Source organism: Granulicatella sp. HMSC30F09 (assembly GCF_001806915.1).
In the GTDB taxonomy this organism is placed as follows: Bacteria; Bacillota; Bacilli; order Lactobacillales; family Aerococcaceae; genus Granulicatella; species Granulicatella adiacens.
On sequence record NZ_KV786429.1, the window covers coordinates 13,179 to 28,647 of the forward strand.

Annotated in this window: 13 protein-coding genes and 1 other RNA gene; 1 reads left to right on the forward strand and 13 read right to left on the reverse strand. The window is 42.4% G+C overall.

What is annotated here, in order from left to right; translation table 11 throughout:
- Positions 1-11: 11 nt before the first annotated feature.
- The 13 genes from HMPREF3103_RS06485 to guaB all read right to left on the reverse strand — a co-directional run bounded on the left by HMPREF3103_RS06485 (position 12) and on the right by guaB (position 14,321).
- A complete protein-coding gene (locus tag HMPREF3103_RS06485; protein WP_070438437.1) occupies positions 12-2,156 on the reverse strand; it encodes a HelD family protein in 2,145 nt (714 codons plus the stop codon).
- Between the two features lie 71 nt (positions 2,157-2,227).
- Positions 2,228-2,327: signal recognition particle sRNA small type (ffs, locus tag HMPREF3103_RS06490), an RNA gene on the reverse strand.
- Positions 2,328-3,027: 700 nt separating this feature from the next.
- Positions 3,028-3,249, reverse strand: coding sequence for a hypothetical protein (locus HMPREF3103_RS06495; protein ID WP_070438440.1), 222 nt, complete (start codon positions 3,247-3,249; stop codon positions 3,028-3,030).
- Between the two features lie 180 nt (positions 3,250-3,429).
- Positions 3,430-3,975: a DUF6609 family protein gene (locus HMPREF3103_RS06500; protein WP_070438442.1), complete on the reverse strand. Its 546-nt coding sequence runs from the start codon at positions 3,973-3,975 to the stop codon at positions 3,430-3,432.
- A gap of 95 nt (positions 3,976-4,070) precedes the next feature.
- On the reverse strand, positions 4,071-4,709 hold the full coding sequence (locus HMPREF3103_RS06505) for a DNA alkylation repair protein (protein WP_070438444.1): 639 nt from the start codon (positions 4,707-4,709) through the stop codon (positions 4,071-4,073).
- A gap of 108 nt (positions 4,710-4,817) precedes the next feature.
- Positions 4,818-5,084: a SemiSWEET family transporter gene (locus tag HMPREF3103_RS06510; protein ID WP_039848980.1), complete on the reverse strand. Its 267-nt coding sequence runs from the start codon at positions 5,082-5,084 to the stop codon at positions 4,818-4,820.
- 115 nt (positions 5,085-5,199) lie between these two features.
- Complete coding sequence (gene tadA, locus HMPREF3103_RS06515; protein ID WP_083278758.1) at positions 5,200-5,706, reverse strand: tRNA adenosine(34) deaminase TadA; 507 nt, start codon at positions 5,704-5,706, stop codon at positions 5,200-5,202.
- Positions 5,707-5,710: 4 nt separating this feature from the next.
- The gene (locus HMPREF3103_RS06520; RefSeq protein WP_070438449.1) at positions 5,711-7,006 is read right to left on the reverse strand and encodes a hypothetical protein; all 1,296 of its coding nucleotides are present in this window, start codon (positions 7,004-7,006) and stop codon (positions 5,711-5,713) included.
- Positions 6,993-8,114 (reverse strand): AI-2E family transporter, encoded by a 1,122-nt coding sequence (locus HMPREF3103_RS06525; protein ID WP_049554546.1) that lies wholly within the window; start codon positions 8,112-8,114, stop codon positions 6,993-6,995. The genes HMPREF3103_RS06520 and HMPREF3103_RS06525 overlap by 14 nt, the downstream gene beginning before the upstream one ends.
- A 1-nt stretch (position 8,115) precedes the next feature.
- On the reverse strand, positions 8,116-8,568 hold the full coding sequence (locus HMPREF3103_RS06530; protein WP_070438452.1) for a low molecular weight protein-tyrosine-phosphatase: 453 nt from the start codon (positions 8,566-8,568) through the stop codon (positions 8,116-8,118).
- Between the two features lie 524 nt (positions 8,569-9,092).
- Positions 9,093-9,605: a hypothetical protein gene (locus HMPREF3103_RS06535; RefSeq protein WP_070438454.1), complete on the reverse strand. Its 513-nt coding sequence runs from the start codon at positions 9,603-9,605 to the stop codon at positions 9,093-9,095.
- 458 nt (positions 9,606-10,063) lie between these two features.
- Positions 10,064-11,872 carry a glutamine--fructose-6-phosphate transaminase (isomerizing) gene (gene glmS, locus HMPREF3103_RS06540; RefSeq protein ID WP_070438457.1) on the reverse strand — a complete coding sequence of 603 codons (1,809 nt, stop codon included), beginning with the start codon at positions 11,870-11,872 and terminating at the stop codon, positions 10,064-10,066.
- Between the two features lie 970 nt (positions 11,873-12,842).
- Complete coding sequence (guaB, locus tag HMPREF3103_RS06545; RefSeq protein WP_005606346.1) at positions 12,843-14,321, reverse strand: IMP dehydrogenase; 1,479 nt, start codon at positions 14,319-14,321, stop codon at positions 12,843-12,845.
- A 198-nt stretch (positions 14,322-14,519) separates the two neighbouring features.
- On the opposite strand from guaB, the gene HMPREF3103_RS06550 reads away from it, so the two are divergent.
- The gene (locus tag HMPREF3103_RS06550) at positions 14,520-15,299 is read left to right on the forward strand and encodes a M15 family metallopeptidase (RefSeq protein ID WP_070438461.1); all 780 of its coding nucleotides are present in this window, start codon (positions 14,520-14,522) and stop codon (positions 15,297-15,299) included.
- The last annotated feature ends 170 nt before the right edge of the window (positions 15,300-15,469 follow it).

Here is a 15,469-nt window from a genome sequence, read left to right on the forward strand (position 1 = left end):
CTTCAAAAATTCTACTGTTCGACGCGTTTCATCGGCGCCTTTGACGTCTGAATAAAGCGACTTTCTGTCCCTTTTGGAACAATGAGGGATAGACGGTGTTTTGCCCTTGTACAAGTCGTATACAGCATCATTTGTTCTTTCGCGGTATGATACGCTTCATCGGTCGCATTCCAAATGATGACCTCGTCAAACTCCATCCCTTTCGCCACTTGAATTGTCGTTAATACAAAGCGACTGCCAAGCGACTCACTGCTATCTTCTAGAAGCGCAATGTCTTCCACGTTTAGCAGTTGATGTAAGGCTCTAGCTTCTTCCATCGTCCGACATAAAATTGCCGTTGTGTGATACACTTGCGGGCTTTCTTCCAATAAGCCTTTCAAGCGCGTGAGCTGCATGCCATCTGCATCGCTATACAGCGTTACTTCGCTTCCCGTACGTGGGAATACATTTTTATCGAGTGGCCATTTTAAGATTCCGTTGGCAAATCGTGTAATTTGTGCGGTACAGCGATAGCTGATTTCAAGCGAGCGATTCATCAAGGACCGGTTTGGAAAGACCAATTCGACGAGTTCAGGATGGCGCGTTCCCAATGTGAAAATCGAAGAAGACGTCGTAAACGATTGGTAAGTGTCCCCAACGACCGTGAATTTCGCACGGAAATAAAAATTCGATAGAGTGCCCAGCCATAACAAGGACACGTCTTGTACTTCATGGATAAAGAGATGGCTATACCCTACATAAGCGCGAACCGGAGTGACTCTTGTCGCCACATATTGCAACAGACGAATCCCTTCTGCCGTCACTTGGAGGCGAGACCCTTCGATTTTTTTCAACGGAATTGGCGCATTGTCCATCTTCTCTAGCTCTTGACGGCGCGCTTTCGCTTGCGGCATCCATTTTTGAACTAGATAAGCGATGTCCACGAATGCGAACATTTCTACTTGTTGCGTCACTTCAAGCACTTCTTTTTCGAAGACTTTTTGTCCAAGTACTTGGAAATACTCCGCCTCACTCTTCGTCTCAACATCCTTCATCAAGACTTCGATTTGCATTGCATTCATAGACTCGTAAACGGCTTTGGCCTTCTCGGACATAAAGAATTTATTGAGACGGCGTTTTAAAGTACGCTCTAAGACGGTTTGCATTTGCGTTAATTGCTGATGCAATGGTAAGGTCACATTCACATTTTCAGTGAGTTTTTCATAGTCTTTCATGGTGAAGACCGCTTGCCCTTTAATCCCGATTGCTCGATACGGTAGATCTTTCGCCGTTAGCCCTTGGAGATTGCGATGCACAAGTGCAATCCACTCACTATCCGTCAAGTATACTTTACGCGTTGGCACTTGGCTTAAAGTCGTTGTTTTATGCAAGTACATCTTGCGGTATAACTCAATCGTATGTTGCGCAAGTGTTTGTTGGTATAACTCGCTTCCCGTTAAACTTGGGATCACATGCGATACGTATTTTGCAAAGAGTTGGTTGCGTGATAGGAGCAACATATCGCTCATCCGCTTATCTTTGGCTTGATACATCAAATACGCAATGCGTTGGAGTAAGATTGTCGTTTTCCCACTTCCGGCGCACCCATTCACGGTGAGCCAGTCTTTCGGGTTCAGACGGATAATTTCATTTTGTTCTTTTTGAATCGTTGCGGTGATGCCTTCTAAATGCCCATCCTTATTCGTCGGTGCACTTAAGGCCTCCATTAAGAGCGATTCTTCATTTTCAATATCATAAACAGACTGTAAGGTTCCTTTTTTGATGACGATGTCGCGTTTTAGAAAGGCTTGTGCTTTTTGCGCCCCATTTGGAGTCTCGTAATGGAGCTCTCCTAAGGTTCCTTCATAAAACAAACTTGCAATGGGTGCTCTCCAGTCATACACTTGCACTTGATCTTCTTCATCAAAGAAGGTCGCTGGTCCAATATACATTTTTTCTACTTTTTCGTCTTTTCCAAATTGAACGTCAATTCTTCCAAAGTACGGAGATTCTTTTTGTCTTTCTAATTGCTGGATTCCATACTGAATTGTATCTTGTCTAGTGATATCCAGGTCGCGTTCTTGCAGACGTTTTTCTTCGAATGTAATTTTGTCTTCCATTAGCTTTTTCACACCTTCTAGATGTTTAGCTTCTTCTTGGAAATTCTGGTTCTTCATGCGACTCACTCTCCCTCCACTGGATATTCTTTCTCATAAAAACAGGCTGAACCTCTGGTCCAGCCTGAATCTTCTTCTATGTACATACAGCACATAGCGAACATTACTTATAGCTGCTTCCTTCCGGACCTGACTCGATTCATAAGTTCGCTATTGCCATATGGCCTAACGGCACGTATTATTATACAAAACTTCTTTTTGAAAAGCAAGTAGATACCGCTTGAGAAAGAAATTATTGGAAACGACAAAATAAAGGGCGCAAATGAAACTATCCCATCGTTTTTTGCGGTTAGATGCTGGGAGTATTCCATACATAGTTTTCTCTTCTTAAAAGCACACCCTTCGGGGGTTGATTTCTTCGAGTGCTTGCGGATTATTTTATAGTAGCTGTAACGTTGCACCGGTTCGAGCCGAAGTCTCTCACCTTTAAAGCCTCAAAGGAGGTGTACGTCCACAAGCGGACTACTCCTGCTAAGCACAGTGGTTGAATGGAATGAGCTTTGCTGTAACCAGCTAGCTCATTCCTATTCAACTTTGTGGGGGAAAGAAAACGAAATACTCTAAATACATAATGTATTTGGAGTATTTCTGTCTTTCTCCCTCGCATTTAATGCGTAACACGTTACGAAACCTTAGCACTGTGAAGGTTTCCTATAGAATCCACAAGATTCTTCGAAATCAACGTGAAGAAATAAATAGGCTGCTCCCTACCTCAAACGATGGAGTTTTGTGCGTCTCTTATGTGGTGCTTCTTTTTCAACTGAATCTGCTAGGTTTTCTAAAATAAAACCGTGCCGAGGGATGGCAAAAGAGACACTAAAAAAGATAGTCTCTCTAGAAGGAAAAACTATCTAAAAATGTTTGCTTGTGCTTACTGATGGTTGGCTTTTTTTGTTTCTTCTCTTTCATCGAAAAATAACATCAATGGGAGTAGCGTCCACAACAGATTTCCATCGAATACACTTAGCCAGGATTCGCCTGTATATAATTTCAGCCCTATTCGAAGGATTAAGGCCAGGACATTGACCACGATGGCTAGCGTAAATAATTGTTTGGCTAATTGAGAACTTTCTTTTTGTTTTGGTTTTTCCATGTTGAACTCTCCTTACTTGCTTTTCGTTATCTTTATTAAAGCATTTTAAGGAGCCTTGCAACAGGCACTTTTGTCATTGCTTTGCATTACTAAAGTCATGGTTTGCTTGATTTCGAAGGAACTGCGGAAAATTAAAAAGCAGCAAACCAGATTGATTTGCTGCTTGTTCTCTAAAATATTTTATGCTTTGGATGGTTTGGATAATAAGAATAGGTAAAGTCCAAAGGCTAATTTAATAATGGCATCGATATAGGCGATGGTCACGAGGGAGCTTTGCGGAGAGAGGTATCCGACCGCTGCATTGATTACGCATGCCAATCCTAGGAAGATCATTGATTTTCCATGGACGAAGTAGTACGGGAAGAAATGGATCCCTGTCGCAAGAAGCGCGCCTAACCAGATGAGTCTCCAGTTTTCAGATTCAAAGAATGGTCCTCCTAAGAGTACTAGTAAAATAAATAAGAGAATCACTGAGTATAACGACACTTTTCGTTGGAAAGGCGTTGAAGGTCCGTCCGAAAACTTATGAAGGACTTTTTTATTCAGATTGATGGAAAAGAAACTCACCATATAGCCGATGCTGAAGACCTGCATATTAATGATTTGTTCTCCACCTACAACCGTCGCGAGTGCAATCACGAATGCGACCGCAATAAGCCATAATCCACACGCTTTTTTGTAATTGAATTCTAACGTTTCTCCTTTGTTATAACCTAAAAATGACATCCATATTCCTCCAGTTCACTTTGAAACTTTTAACGATATCCTCTATTCTACTCCTGTAAAAATGAGAATTCAAACGTCAAACCCCTTTAAGCGTCCTATCTAGTGAGGGGATTTTCTTTTTGAAGGAATTTGCTGGCTAGTGAATAGACTTGCTTGATTGCCTTGCCATCCAGTTTCCATGTTGCTAGTTCTGCTTCGATGAGTTCTGGGAACTTCTTGCTAATATCTCGAAGGGCATTGCCGACAGATTTTCGGACATACTCGCTTTCGTCTTCTTTGAGGGCGGAAATTCTTTGGATGGCTTCATGAGGGTGTTCTTTAAAATACGGTCTGCTCGTCCAAATCCGTAAGACTTCTGTGACCGCTCGTCTTGTATTTGGATGTGGATGGGCTAGCCACTCATCGATGACGGGAAGTGCTTTTTCATATCCTACCTTTTTACAGTACTCGTCGAACGCCTTTGCTAACACTTCTTGCACTCTCCAGTTATCGTCCTTGGAGACTTCCTCTCTCATAAAGGCTAGAATTTCCTCTTTTTGCGATAAATAGCCAAATAGGAAGACTCCGTACATTCGAACTTGATAGACCTCAGACTGATAGGCGAGATGTGCCAATTGCTCTACTTCGTCTTCCTTGTAGTTTCGATAATCTTGTAGAGCTCTTCTTTCTTCCTCTTTGAATCCGCTCTGGATGGGTGAAAAATCCTTTTCAAGTTGCTCGATATACTTCTTCAAATAAATGCTCCTTTCTTTTAGCTTTTACCGAAATGAATCGCCTTTATTATACTCCATCCAATCAAAAAGCACAGCCTTTACTTGAAAAGCTGTGCTTGGTTTTAGAGATTAAAATAATGCTGTTAAAGCAGATGCTAGACCGAAGAAGATTCCTGGTGCGTTTGCAGCTGCTAGCGGAATATCACGGTTTGGTTTGAAGAGTCCATAGTACACCCATAATGAGCAGTTCAATGCGGCAACGAGTGGTTGAATGAAGTCCCCTTTATTCCCAGCTAAGTTGTTCATAATTTGAGGGATATACGCAACATACATCGCAACGGACATACAAGTCGCAATCCAACCTAATACTTGCGTTTGTTTTTCTGATAATTTCATACAATCTGCTCCTTTCACAAATTATGTAAAATAATATATAAAATGAAAACAATTTTCAAGTATATTCAACCGATTACAACTTTAAGTTTTCATTAAAAGAAAACAAGCACAGCTCCTACTCGGATTGCTGTGCTTGTTTGGCTTCTTGTTTTCGTTTTTTATTGCGTTCACGAAGGCCTTTGAAGAAAGAACGTAAGATTTCTTGGCATTCCTCTTCAAGGACCCCTTGCTCCACTTCGACTTGATGATTAAACCGGCTATCTTGGAGCAGATTCATAAAGGTACCAGCCGTCCCTGCTTTTGGGTCGAAGGCTCCAAATATCACTTTCTTCATCCGCGCCAGAATCATCGCTCCACTGCACATCGGACAAGGTTCCAATGTAACGAAGAGTTCACAGTCTTCGAGTCGCCAGCTTCCAAGGTGCTGGTTTGCCTGGCGAATGGCTTTGATTTCAGCGTGCAAGGTGGCGTCTTGTTCCTTCTCGCGTAAGTTGTGGCCACGACCGATGATTTCACCATTCAAGACGACAACCGCCCCGATTGGCACCTCTTCTTGGTCATAGGCTTTCTGGGCTTCTTTCAACGCTTCCCTCATAAAGAATTCTTTTTCCTGAAGTTCCATGTTCTTACTGATAGACGCGCTTTGTCACGACTAGACTATGCGGTCTCTCAAACTCCTTATCTAAGTAGTCTTGGTACGTCCCTGGGGAAATAAATCCACGGACGCTTAAAATATCGGTTCCTGCTGCTCCGACAATCGTATCGGCTAGCAGTACGCAGTTAGTACTCATGACAAAATACGTCTTGAATTTTGAAGAGGTAAATTTATACAAGCGGCCATCTGCTTCTTGTTTTAGCTTGTAGGCATACATCGGTTCTTCTTTGTCGATTCCAGGACGCTTAGGTTTCACGGTTTTTGGTGGATCCCAAGGCACTGTCAGCGACATCAGTTTGGCGATTTCCTTATCGACAGCTGCGAGTTGTTCCGGAGACAAGGCGAGACCATATCCCAGTAAGGTCTTATGGTTTTCGCGTTTACAAAATTCAATGTATTTTTCACGGTCGGCACTAAAAAGAACCCCATCCCCCATCGCTCCAAAGAGGCGTTCTGAATTCGTATCGTAGTTCCCAAATGAAATAATGCGTCCCTTATAACAAATATCGACATGCCCGATTGCCCCAAATCCGTCTTTTGTGACGTGAATAAACATTTCTAAGTTTGGTTCGGCATTTTCTTTGGCACGGTCGTAAATTTCAGAAGCGGTTTCGCCTTCGCCAAGTTCCAACGCATCATTGATTTTCTGCAAAGTCACACGAGGAATAATCGCAGCCAGTACCAACGGCATCCCTCGACGCAAGCGTCTACGAAGGACTTTCTTTCCAACTTCGGCCTCGAAGAACCATCCGTCACGAATGTTACTAGTCCCAAGCCCGATGAAATAAAGCGCAAGGAAGAACATTTGTAAGTTGCCGTCGCCCCCAAGAGCCAGTAAAGTCGCTACCCCGACAACTGAGAGCCAAATGGTATCAATGAGCAAGCGCAGTCGCGGACGGATACCGTCTTTGACATAAATATAGTACGTTACGCCACTAGTGGCCGCTTTCATCACTTCGTTAAGCCCCATCAAGATACTGACAATCGCAATCGGAAGCGAGATAAAAAATTGATTTCCTGCTAAAAATCCGTAAAGGAAAAATTTAGCAACATTCAGCCATAATGGATCTTTTGCCGCCGCCTTACTAAACCAACGGAACAAGAAATTCCATAGTTCACGAGCCCATAAGAATGTTAAAAACAGACGTAACATCAATTCTGGGAAGCTTGGTCCGTAGATTAGGAGCAACACCCCAGCAATAAGGAATGCAATCCCTTCAATTAGGAGCTTTTTCCCTGTAATCCCTAGTTCACTAATTTTCTTCATCAATAATACCTCCTACAGCTACCACTGAAGCAGCTTGTTCATGTTTCTCCACCCATTCTTTCACGAAACGGTAAATCACGGCAAAAATTGGTATGAAGAAAATCATTCCTACTAAACCAAAGAGATTTCCACCGATTAACGCAGCAGCAAGGGTTAGAATCGTTGGCAAACCTACGGAACTGCCGACAACCTTCGGATAGACGACATTTCCTTCCACTATTTGAACGATCATAAAGACGACAAGTGAAATGAGTGCTTGAATTGGGCTTTCTGTAAAGGTGAAAAGCATTCCAATTCCGCACGCCATAAACGGCCCGATATACGGAATGAATGAGAGTACTCCGGACAGCACCCCAACAAGTCCTGCATATGGCAACCCTACAAGAGAGTATCCAGCAAAAATCATAACCCCAACGATTCCCGCCTCGATGATTTGACTCATCAAGAAACGGTCATACGTATCCACGATGACTTCCCCAACATAAGTAATGTGCTCGATTTTATCTTTTGGCAAGACCACATTAAGAATGCGAAGCGTTAAACGTGCGAGCATTTCCTTACTTGCGAGAATATTAATCATGAAGAAAATCCCCATAATTACAGAGAACACATTTGAGAAGAGCCCTGAAATATTCGTTGTAAATCCGCCAAGGAATGTAATGACAGACGATACGATATTGCTTTGACTTAGTGAGTCGGTAATCTGACTCACTTCACTGGATTGCATTAATTTTGAATGTTGTACAAAATCCGCAACCACGAATAGTAAGTGATTTACACTATCGCCCAGTTGTGACACGGTTTTAGCAATCATCGGCGCAATAATCCAAATCAACAGCGAAATAATCAGAAGCAGAATCACAATAATGCTCAGGATTGCGACACTTCTACGCAGCTTTTGCGGGAAGTTTATCTTCTCCAACACTTGTTCAATTCGCTTCATTGGCACGTTTAAAACAAATGCCAAAATCATCCCTAAAATAAGCGGGAACATCATCCCAATAAATTCGGAAATCCATGTGAGGATGGCGCTAAAATTCAAGACGACAAGTAACGAAACAGCCGCCAGAGCAATCATCACTGCCCAATCTTTTCTAATCTTATCCATACTATAATTCCTTTTTTAATTGTTCTAAGAGCGCATTGCATCCCAATGTCACATCACGGTACGTCGCATCAAAGTCTCCTGTATACCACGGATCGGCAATATCGCGCGGCACTCCTGCCACTTCTAACAAGCGAGCCACCGTCGCATCCGATTTTCCATCGACAAAAGCGTGAATATTACGCACATTCGACGCATCCATTCCAAGAATGTAGTCTGCGTCCAGGTCCGTCGCATCCAACGTCCGTGACACAAGCCCTTTTGCGGAAATGCCGTGCTCCTCGAGTTTCTTCCGAGTGCCGTGATGCACCGGATTCCCATGCTCCCACGTACTTGTCGTAGCGGAATCAATCGTAATTTTATCTTCCAATCCTTCTTCATGAACCATTTTTCTAAATACAGCTTCTGCCATCGGAGAACGACAAATGTTGCCCAGGCAGACGAACACAACCTTCATGACCGTCCCTCGCTTTCCATTCTTTCCCTTCACTATAACATACGAGCCACCCCCTTCGCAAAAAAATGTCTGTGTGGTGTTATAGCTTACTCGAACGAACTAAATTTTCTAAAATATCCCCTGTAGAAAACAAAGACAAGATTCCTTCAAATCCTTGCGGATTTTTTTATAATGGCTGTAATGGGGCACCGGCTTGAGCCTACGTCTCAAGCACTTTCGAGATTCAAACGGACTCTAAAAGAGTCCGGAATTCACTTCGAATGCTATCCCACATCACTTCGATTATAAAATCCGCATGATTTTCCGTAATCTTGTCTGTAATCTTTACTAAATTTCTGCCTTAGTTTTTCGTTCGAGCTAGCTTCTACACTTTTTGAAGGCTTGCTCGTCTGTTACACTGCGAGAAACATATGAACGCATGTCACGTCCCTTCATCACCGCACCCCTGCAGCGACGATTTTTCCTGCACCCAACTCTTATTTCTCTTCTCCCTTTCTTTCGAATGAAGGCAAGATCCACATTAGTTATCTACCTAATTGTTCTTTCATTTTATCTAGAAATTGATTTAATTCCTTCTGAACTTTCTGTAATAACTCTTTTTCTTGAGAGTCAGTTAATTTAACTTCTTTCCTCGTATTGTCTTCTCCAATCGTATGGTAGCTTGAATAAATGATATTCCATTCTTTATCTAAAAAGAAAGTCCCGTTTATTTTCTTTCCATCATCCACCGTTGAAAAAAGAACAAGTATTTCGCTATCATCAGGACTTGGAACTCGTACTTTTAAATTCAATTCTCCATCCATTTCAAGCATATCGATACCACCTAAACGTCTAATAACTGAGTCTGATGGGATTCCATATCCTGCTTCTCTAATCTTGTCCGCATTACGATTTCTTAGCACGTGGGCAATCAATTCAATTTTATTATTAGATGAAAAGTCCGGAACTACTTCATCCTCATGAAATAACCAATAGCCAAAACCTATCACTGCGATTATTAGCAGTATCACTCCTGCTTTCTTTTTAGAAATCGACATTCTATTAGCACCCCTACTCACTTTTTAACAAATCATTTCTTTGATTAAGCCAATTATACTGCACGGTATCCATCTGCAGCAGGAATCTTATGATAATCTTTCCATATCATTTTTCTCTCCCTTTCTTTCGAATAAAGGCAAAATCCATTTGAAATAAGGCACAAACACAGGGATAAAAAATAAACGGAATACCCTTCGGATTCTATAGCGGCAATAATAGCGATTGTAATCGATGTGAATTACTGACTCTGGAAATTTATTTCCTAGAGTCAGTTTGAAGCTCGATAGGGAGCGAGACCCTAGGCTCGCCCCGGTACAGCTATTATCGCAGCTATGAAGATATCCGAAGCGGTATGAAGTTTATTTTTTAGCCCCTTGGGCTATATTCTCTCTTCTTTTCAAATGGATTTTGCATCCTTCGAAAACAAAAAATGGTGGACAGCCGTCCACCATTTTTTCTATTCTACTGTAACCGATTTGGCTAAGTTACGCGGTTTATCCACGTCTAAGCCTTTACCTAGAGAAGTGTAGTACGCGATTAATTGCGTTACCACTACAGATACGATTGGTGCAAGTAAGATTGGCACCGCTGGAACGATGATATCGTCGCCTTCTTGTTCAACGCCTTCCATCGCGATTGTTGTTACGACAGCGCCACGAGCTTTCACCTCTTGGATATTTCCGCGAGTGTGGCTTGCTACTACTGGTTCGCTTAATAATGCGATAACTGGAGTGCCTTCTTCGATAAGGGCGATTGTTCCGTGTTTTAATTCCCCTGCGGCAAAGCTTTCAGTTTGCACGTATGAGATTTCTTTTAATTTCAACGCTGCTTCCATCGCTACATAGTAGTCTAAGTGACGACCGATGTAGAAAGCATTGCGAGTTTCTAATAAGCGCTCTTTGACTAAGTCTTGAACGGCTTGTTTGTCTGATAATACGCTCTCGATTGAAGCCGCAACGACACCTAAGTCGTGTTTCATGTCGAATGGAGCTTCTAAGCCTTTAGAAGCTCGTAATGCGTCTGCTAAAACGGCCATTACTGCGATTTGTGCAGTGTAAGCTTTTGTTGAAGCTACGGCGATTTCAGGACCTGCGTGTAATAGTAAAGTATAGCTTGCTTCACGAGAAAGAGTTGACCCTTTCACGTTTGTGATTGTTAATGATGGGAAGTTTTGCTCGTTTACTTTTACCAATGCTTGACGGCTGTCCGCTGTTTCTCCACTTTGTGATAAGAAAATGAAGAATGGTTTTTGTGATAATAATGGTTGGTGGTATGCAAATTCGCTTGCTAAGTGAACTTCTACTGGGATTCCAGCAAGTTGTTCTAACAACGCTTTACCTACCCATCCTGCGTGGTAGCTTGTTCCGCAGGCAATCACGTAAATGCGGTCGCTTGCTAAAATGCTGTCTTGGATTTCTTTATCGACTTGTAATTGACCATTTTCGTCTTGATAGTTTTGGATGATTTTACGTAATACAACTGGTTGTTCATCCATTTCTTTCAACATGTAGTGAGGGTAAGCCCCTTTTTCTAAATCGTCTGCATCTAATTCTGCAACGAATGGTGCACGTTCTACTGGTTCACCGTCGATTGTTTCGATTTCTACAGATGTGTCTGTTAAAGTGATTAACTCTTCGTCTTTGATTTCGATGTAACGGTCTGTTTCAGCGATTGTTGCCATTGCGTCTGAACAGATGACGTTGAAGCCTTCGCCAACCCCTACTAATAATGGGCTCTTATGTTTTGCTGCATAAAGAACGCCTGGTTTTTCGCTATCTAATAAACCAAAAGCGAATGAGCCGCGGATTTCTTTCAACGCACGACGGAACGCTTCTTTCCCTGATAAGTTTTCTTTATTTGCAAAGTATTCTACTAAGTTTACGGCAACTTCTGTATCTGTTTGAGATTTGAAATCAACGTCACTTAAGAATTCTTTTTTCAATTCGTCATAGTTTTCAATTACGCCGTTGTGCACTAATGTGAAACGACCTGATTGTGATTGGTGAGGGTGAGCGTTGTTTTCTGTCGCTGGTCCGTGTGTTGCCCAACGAGTATGCCCAATCCCTGCAAATGCTGGAATTTCTTCATCCACTGCATCACGAAGATTTTGAATACGTCCAACACGTTTTACTAATTGTGTTGAGCCATCTTCGTCCATAATAAATAATCCTGCTGAGTCATATCCACGATACTCAAGCTTTTCTAATCCGTTTAATACTACTGTTTGGATTTTTCCATGTCCAATACATCCTACGATTCCACACATAATGTTTAACTCCTTTAATAAGAGGTCCCTCTCGGCGCCTCCTACTTCTGTAATTTTTGATTATGTTTCTGGTGCGTGCTATCAATTTTGTCATTTCCTTACAAAATGGTTTGTATGTAGCTGTAGACTGCACTGCCTTGAGTCATCCGCCGAGTATTTCGATAAACTCATTCCTCGTCACCCGTTTTTTAAAACAGGCCTGGCGCTATCCTTGTCGCTTCCTTCCAAAGCTTTTCATAAATTTTCAGAAACAAGTTCATCATAACCGATGACCCACTAAAAAAACAACTAATTTTCCTTTTTCCTAATATTTTAAAGACCAAACTTCAACAGCAAACCCACTAAAACCGCACCCTTATCGCATTTCTTGGCACTAGTCCTCTAAGTACCACTTCATCAACATTTCTTAACTCTTTCCTATTAAAGCTCCGTCTCTATTCCGAAACTTTTGTATTTTTAGTTCAGAAGCACACACCACCTTATTAGCCGTGAAACGCACAAACGATATCCTATCCCTCTCTCCTTCAAAAAGACTACCCCTTTGTCGTTAGTGGTGAAAAGCACACATAACATCCTTTCCCCTCCCTAACTCTCAAAGAGAATACCAGTTTGTCGTGAGTGGTGAAAGGCACACATAATATCCTTTCCCCTCCCTGCCTCTCCAAGAGAGTACCAGTTTGTCGTATGTGGTGAAAAGCACACATGATGTTCATTTTCTTTCTAGCTCAACTATTCACCTCATATAATAAGCGATTAAGAGGCGATTGGCTGTCCTTTCGGATTCCATAGTAGCAGTAATGAGAATACGCATTAAAACGAATAAGACGGAGTTAGGAATTCATTCCTTACTCCGTCTTTGAGGATTTAAAGGCGAGAGACTACAGGCTCGAGCCGGTGCCCCATTACAGCTACTATAGGAAACATCCGAAAGGATGAAAGCCAATAGCTGATAATCGCAAGATATTTTATTTTATGAGATAGAATAGTTTGGAGCTTCTTTCGTAATCTGCACATCATGCGGATGGCTTTCTCTTAGCCCCGCACCACTCATACGCACAAACTGCGTATTCTCGCGAAGCTCTTCTAAATTACGCGCCCCCACATACCCCATACCAGAGCGAAGTCCGCCGACCATTTGGAAGATAATATCCGCCGCAGACCCTTTGTAAGCAACGCGTCCTTCGATTCCTTCCGGCACGCGTTTGTTGGCTTCGTTTTTCGCTTGGAAGTAACGGTCCCCTGAACCGTTTTCCATTGCTGCTAGACTTCCCATTCCACGGTATGTCTTGAAGCGACGCCCTTGGAAGATTTCAAATTCCCCTGGAGATTCATCCGTTCCGGCAAGCATACTTCCTAACATTACCGCATGTCCACCAGCTGCGATGGCTTTGGCGATATCCCCTGAATACTTGATTCCACCGTCTGCGATAATCGCTTTTCCAAATTCTTTAGCTACCGTTGCCGCATCATAAATCGCTGTGATTTGCGGAACACCGACACCGGCAACGACACGAGTTGTGCAGATAGAACCAGGTCCAATTCCGACTTTAACCACGTCGACACCTGTTTCAAATAAGGCGCGAGTTCCTTCAGCAGTCGCCACATTCCCAGCAATTAATGTAGCTTCTGGGAAAGTTTCACGGATTTCTTTGATTTTACGAATCACTCCGGCGCTATGTCCGTGAGCTGTATCAATAACGATGGCATCTGCACCCGCATCTAGTAGCGCTGTTGCACGTTCAAATGTATCCGAAGTAATACCCACTGCAGCCGCTACTAATAGACGGCCATGTTCATCTTTAGCAGAGTTTGGGAATTCGATGACTTTCTCGATGTCTTTGATGGTGATTAATCCCGCTAAGCATCCTTTGTCATCTACTAAAGGTAATTTTTCGATTTTATGTTTTTGAAGAATCGCTTCGGCATCTTTAAGGGATGTGCCGACTGGAGCTGTTACGAGGTGCTCTTTTGTCATTACTTCGTCAATTAAAATGGAATAATCTGAAATGAATCGTAAGTCACGGTTTGTCAAAATCCCAACGAGGTGACGTGTTTCTAAGTCATCAACGATTGGAACACCGCTAATACGGTATTTTGCCATGAGGTCTTCCGCATCTTGTACTTTATGGGATGGAGTTAAGAAAAATGGATTAATGATAACGCCACTCTCTGATCGTTTTACTTTGTGCACTTCTTCCGCCTGCTCAGCAATCGACATGTTTTTATGGATGACCCCAAGACCTCCTTGGCGCGCAATCGCAATCGCCATCGTCGCATCTGTGACCGTATCCATGCTGGCACTGATTAAAGGGATATTTAAACGAATATTTTTCGCTAATTGCACACGCAAATCAACATCATTCGGCAATACATGACTCTCTGCTGGAATTAATAAAACATCGTCAAATGTGTACCCTTCTTTTTGAAATTTTGTTTCCCATTTTGACATCGCACAAACCTCCAGTGATTAAATTTATTAACGAATAATATACCATTTTTTTGGCAAAATGCAAGCTTTTTCACGATTTTTATTGTCATTCACAAAAGTTTTACATTTCATTGTTCGCATTTTTAGAAACATTAATTTTTTAAAAATTTCCCTCTCACCCTCCACAGATTGTGCTACACTATAAGTAACAAGGAAAGGATGATTCGCGTGAAAAAACAACTGTTATCGGCGGTTGTACTGAGCCTAGTTCTTCTTGGTTGCTCAAATAAAAACAATCCAAGTGAAACTACGACCTCTCCATCAACCTCTACGCAAACAACAAAAACCACAACTACTGACACAACGACAACGGCAAAAACAACTTCTGCTAGCACAGAGGCTTCCTCTGAAGAATCCTCTACTAAGGACATAGCGACAGAAAAACAACAATCCTCTCAAGGAAGTGGTATGGCGGATGTCTCTTTAGGCTATCAAATGGTTGTCAATAAGAAACACGCTCTTCCTTCGACTTATGCTCCGGGAGAAGATCCTACCGCTGGGGCACAAGTGAAGAAACTCATTCAAAAAATGCAAGAACTGGAATATCCGATTAGTGATGTTTACAGCGGATATCGCTCTTATGAATATCAAGAACAACTCTATAACAATTATGTCGCTCGTGAAGGTAAAGAGGCTGCGGATACCTATTCCGCAAGACCTGGCTACAGCGAACATCAAACAGGACTAGCCTTTGATCTCTTAGATACAACAGGGAATTTATTAGACGGTGAAGAAAATAAGGACGCCATCGCCTGGCTCCACACCCACGCCCATGAGTATGGATTTATTATCCGATTCCAAGCTGGGAAAGAAGCCATTACCGGATACCAAGCCGAAGCCTGGCATTTACGCTATGTAGGCGACAAAGCAACAGACATCTATAACTCCGGCCTTTCTCTTGAAGAGTACTACGGAGTAGAAGGTGGAGGATATGAATAGCAGGATATGAGTCTTCGCGGTTAGAAATCGACCACTGGACCAAACCAACGCAAGCATCGTTAAAGACGATGTGCGTATGGGTTGGGAAGTGGACGCGATTTCTGCGATGACGAGTTCAACTACACAGGATACGAGGGTGAGTGGTCAGCTTTCGACCCTTTACCGAAATT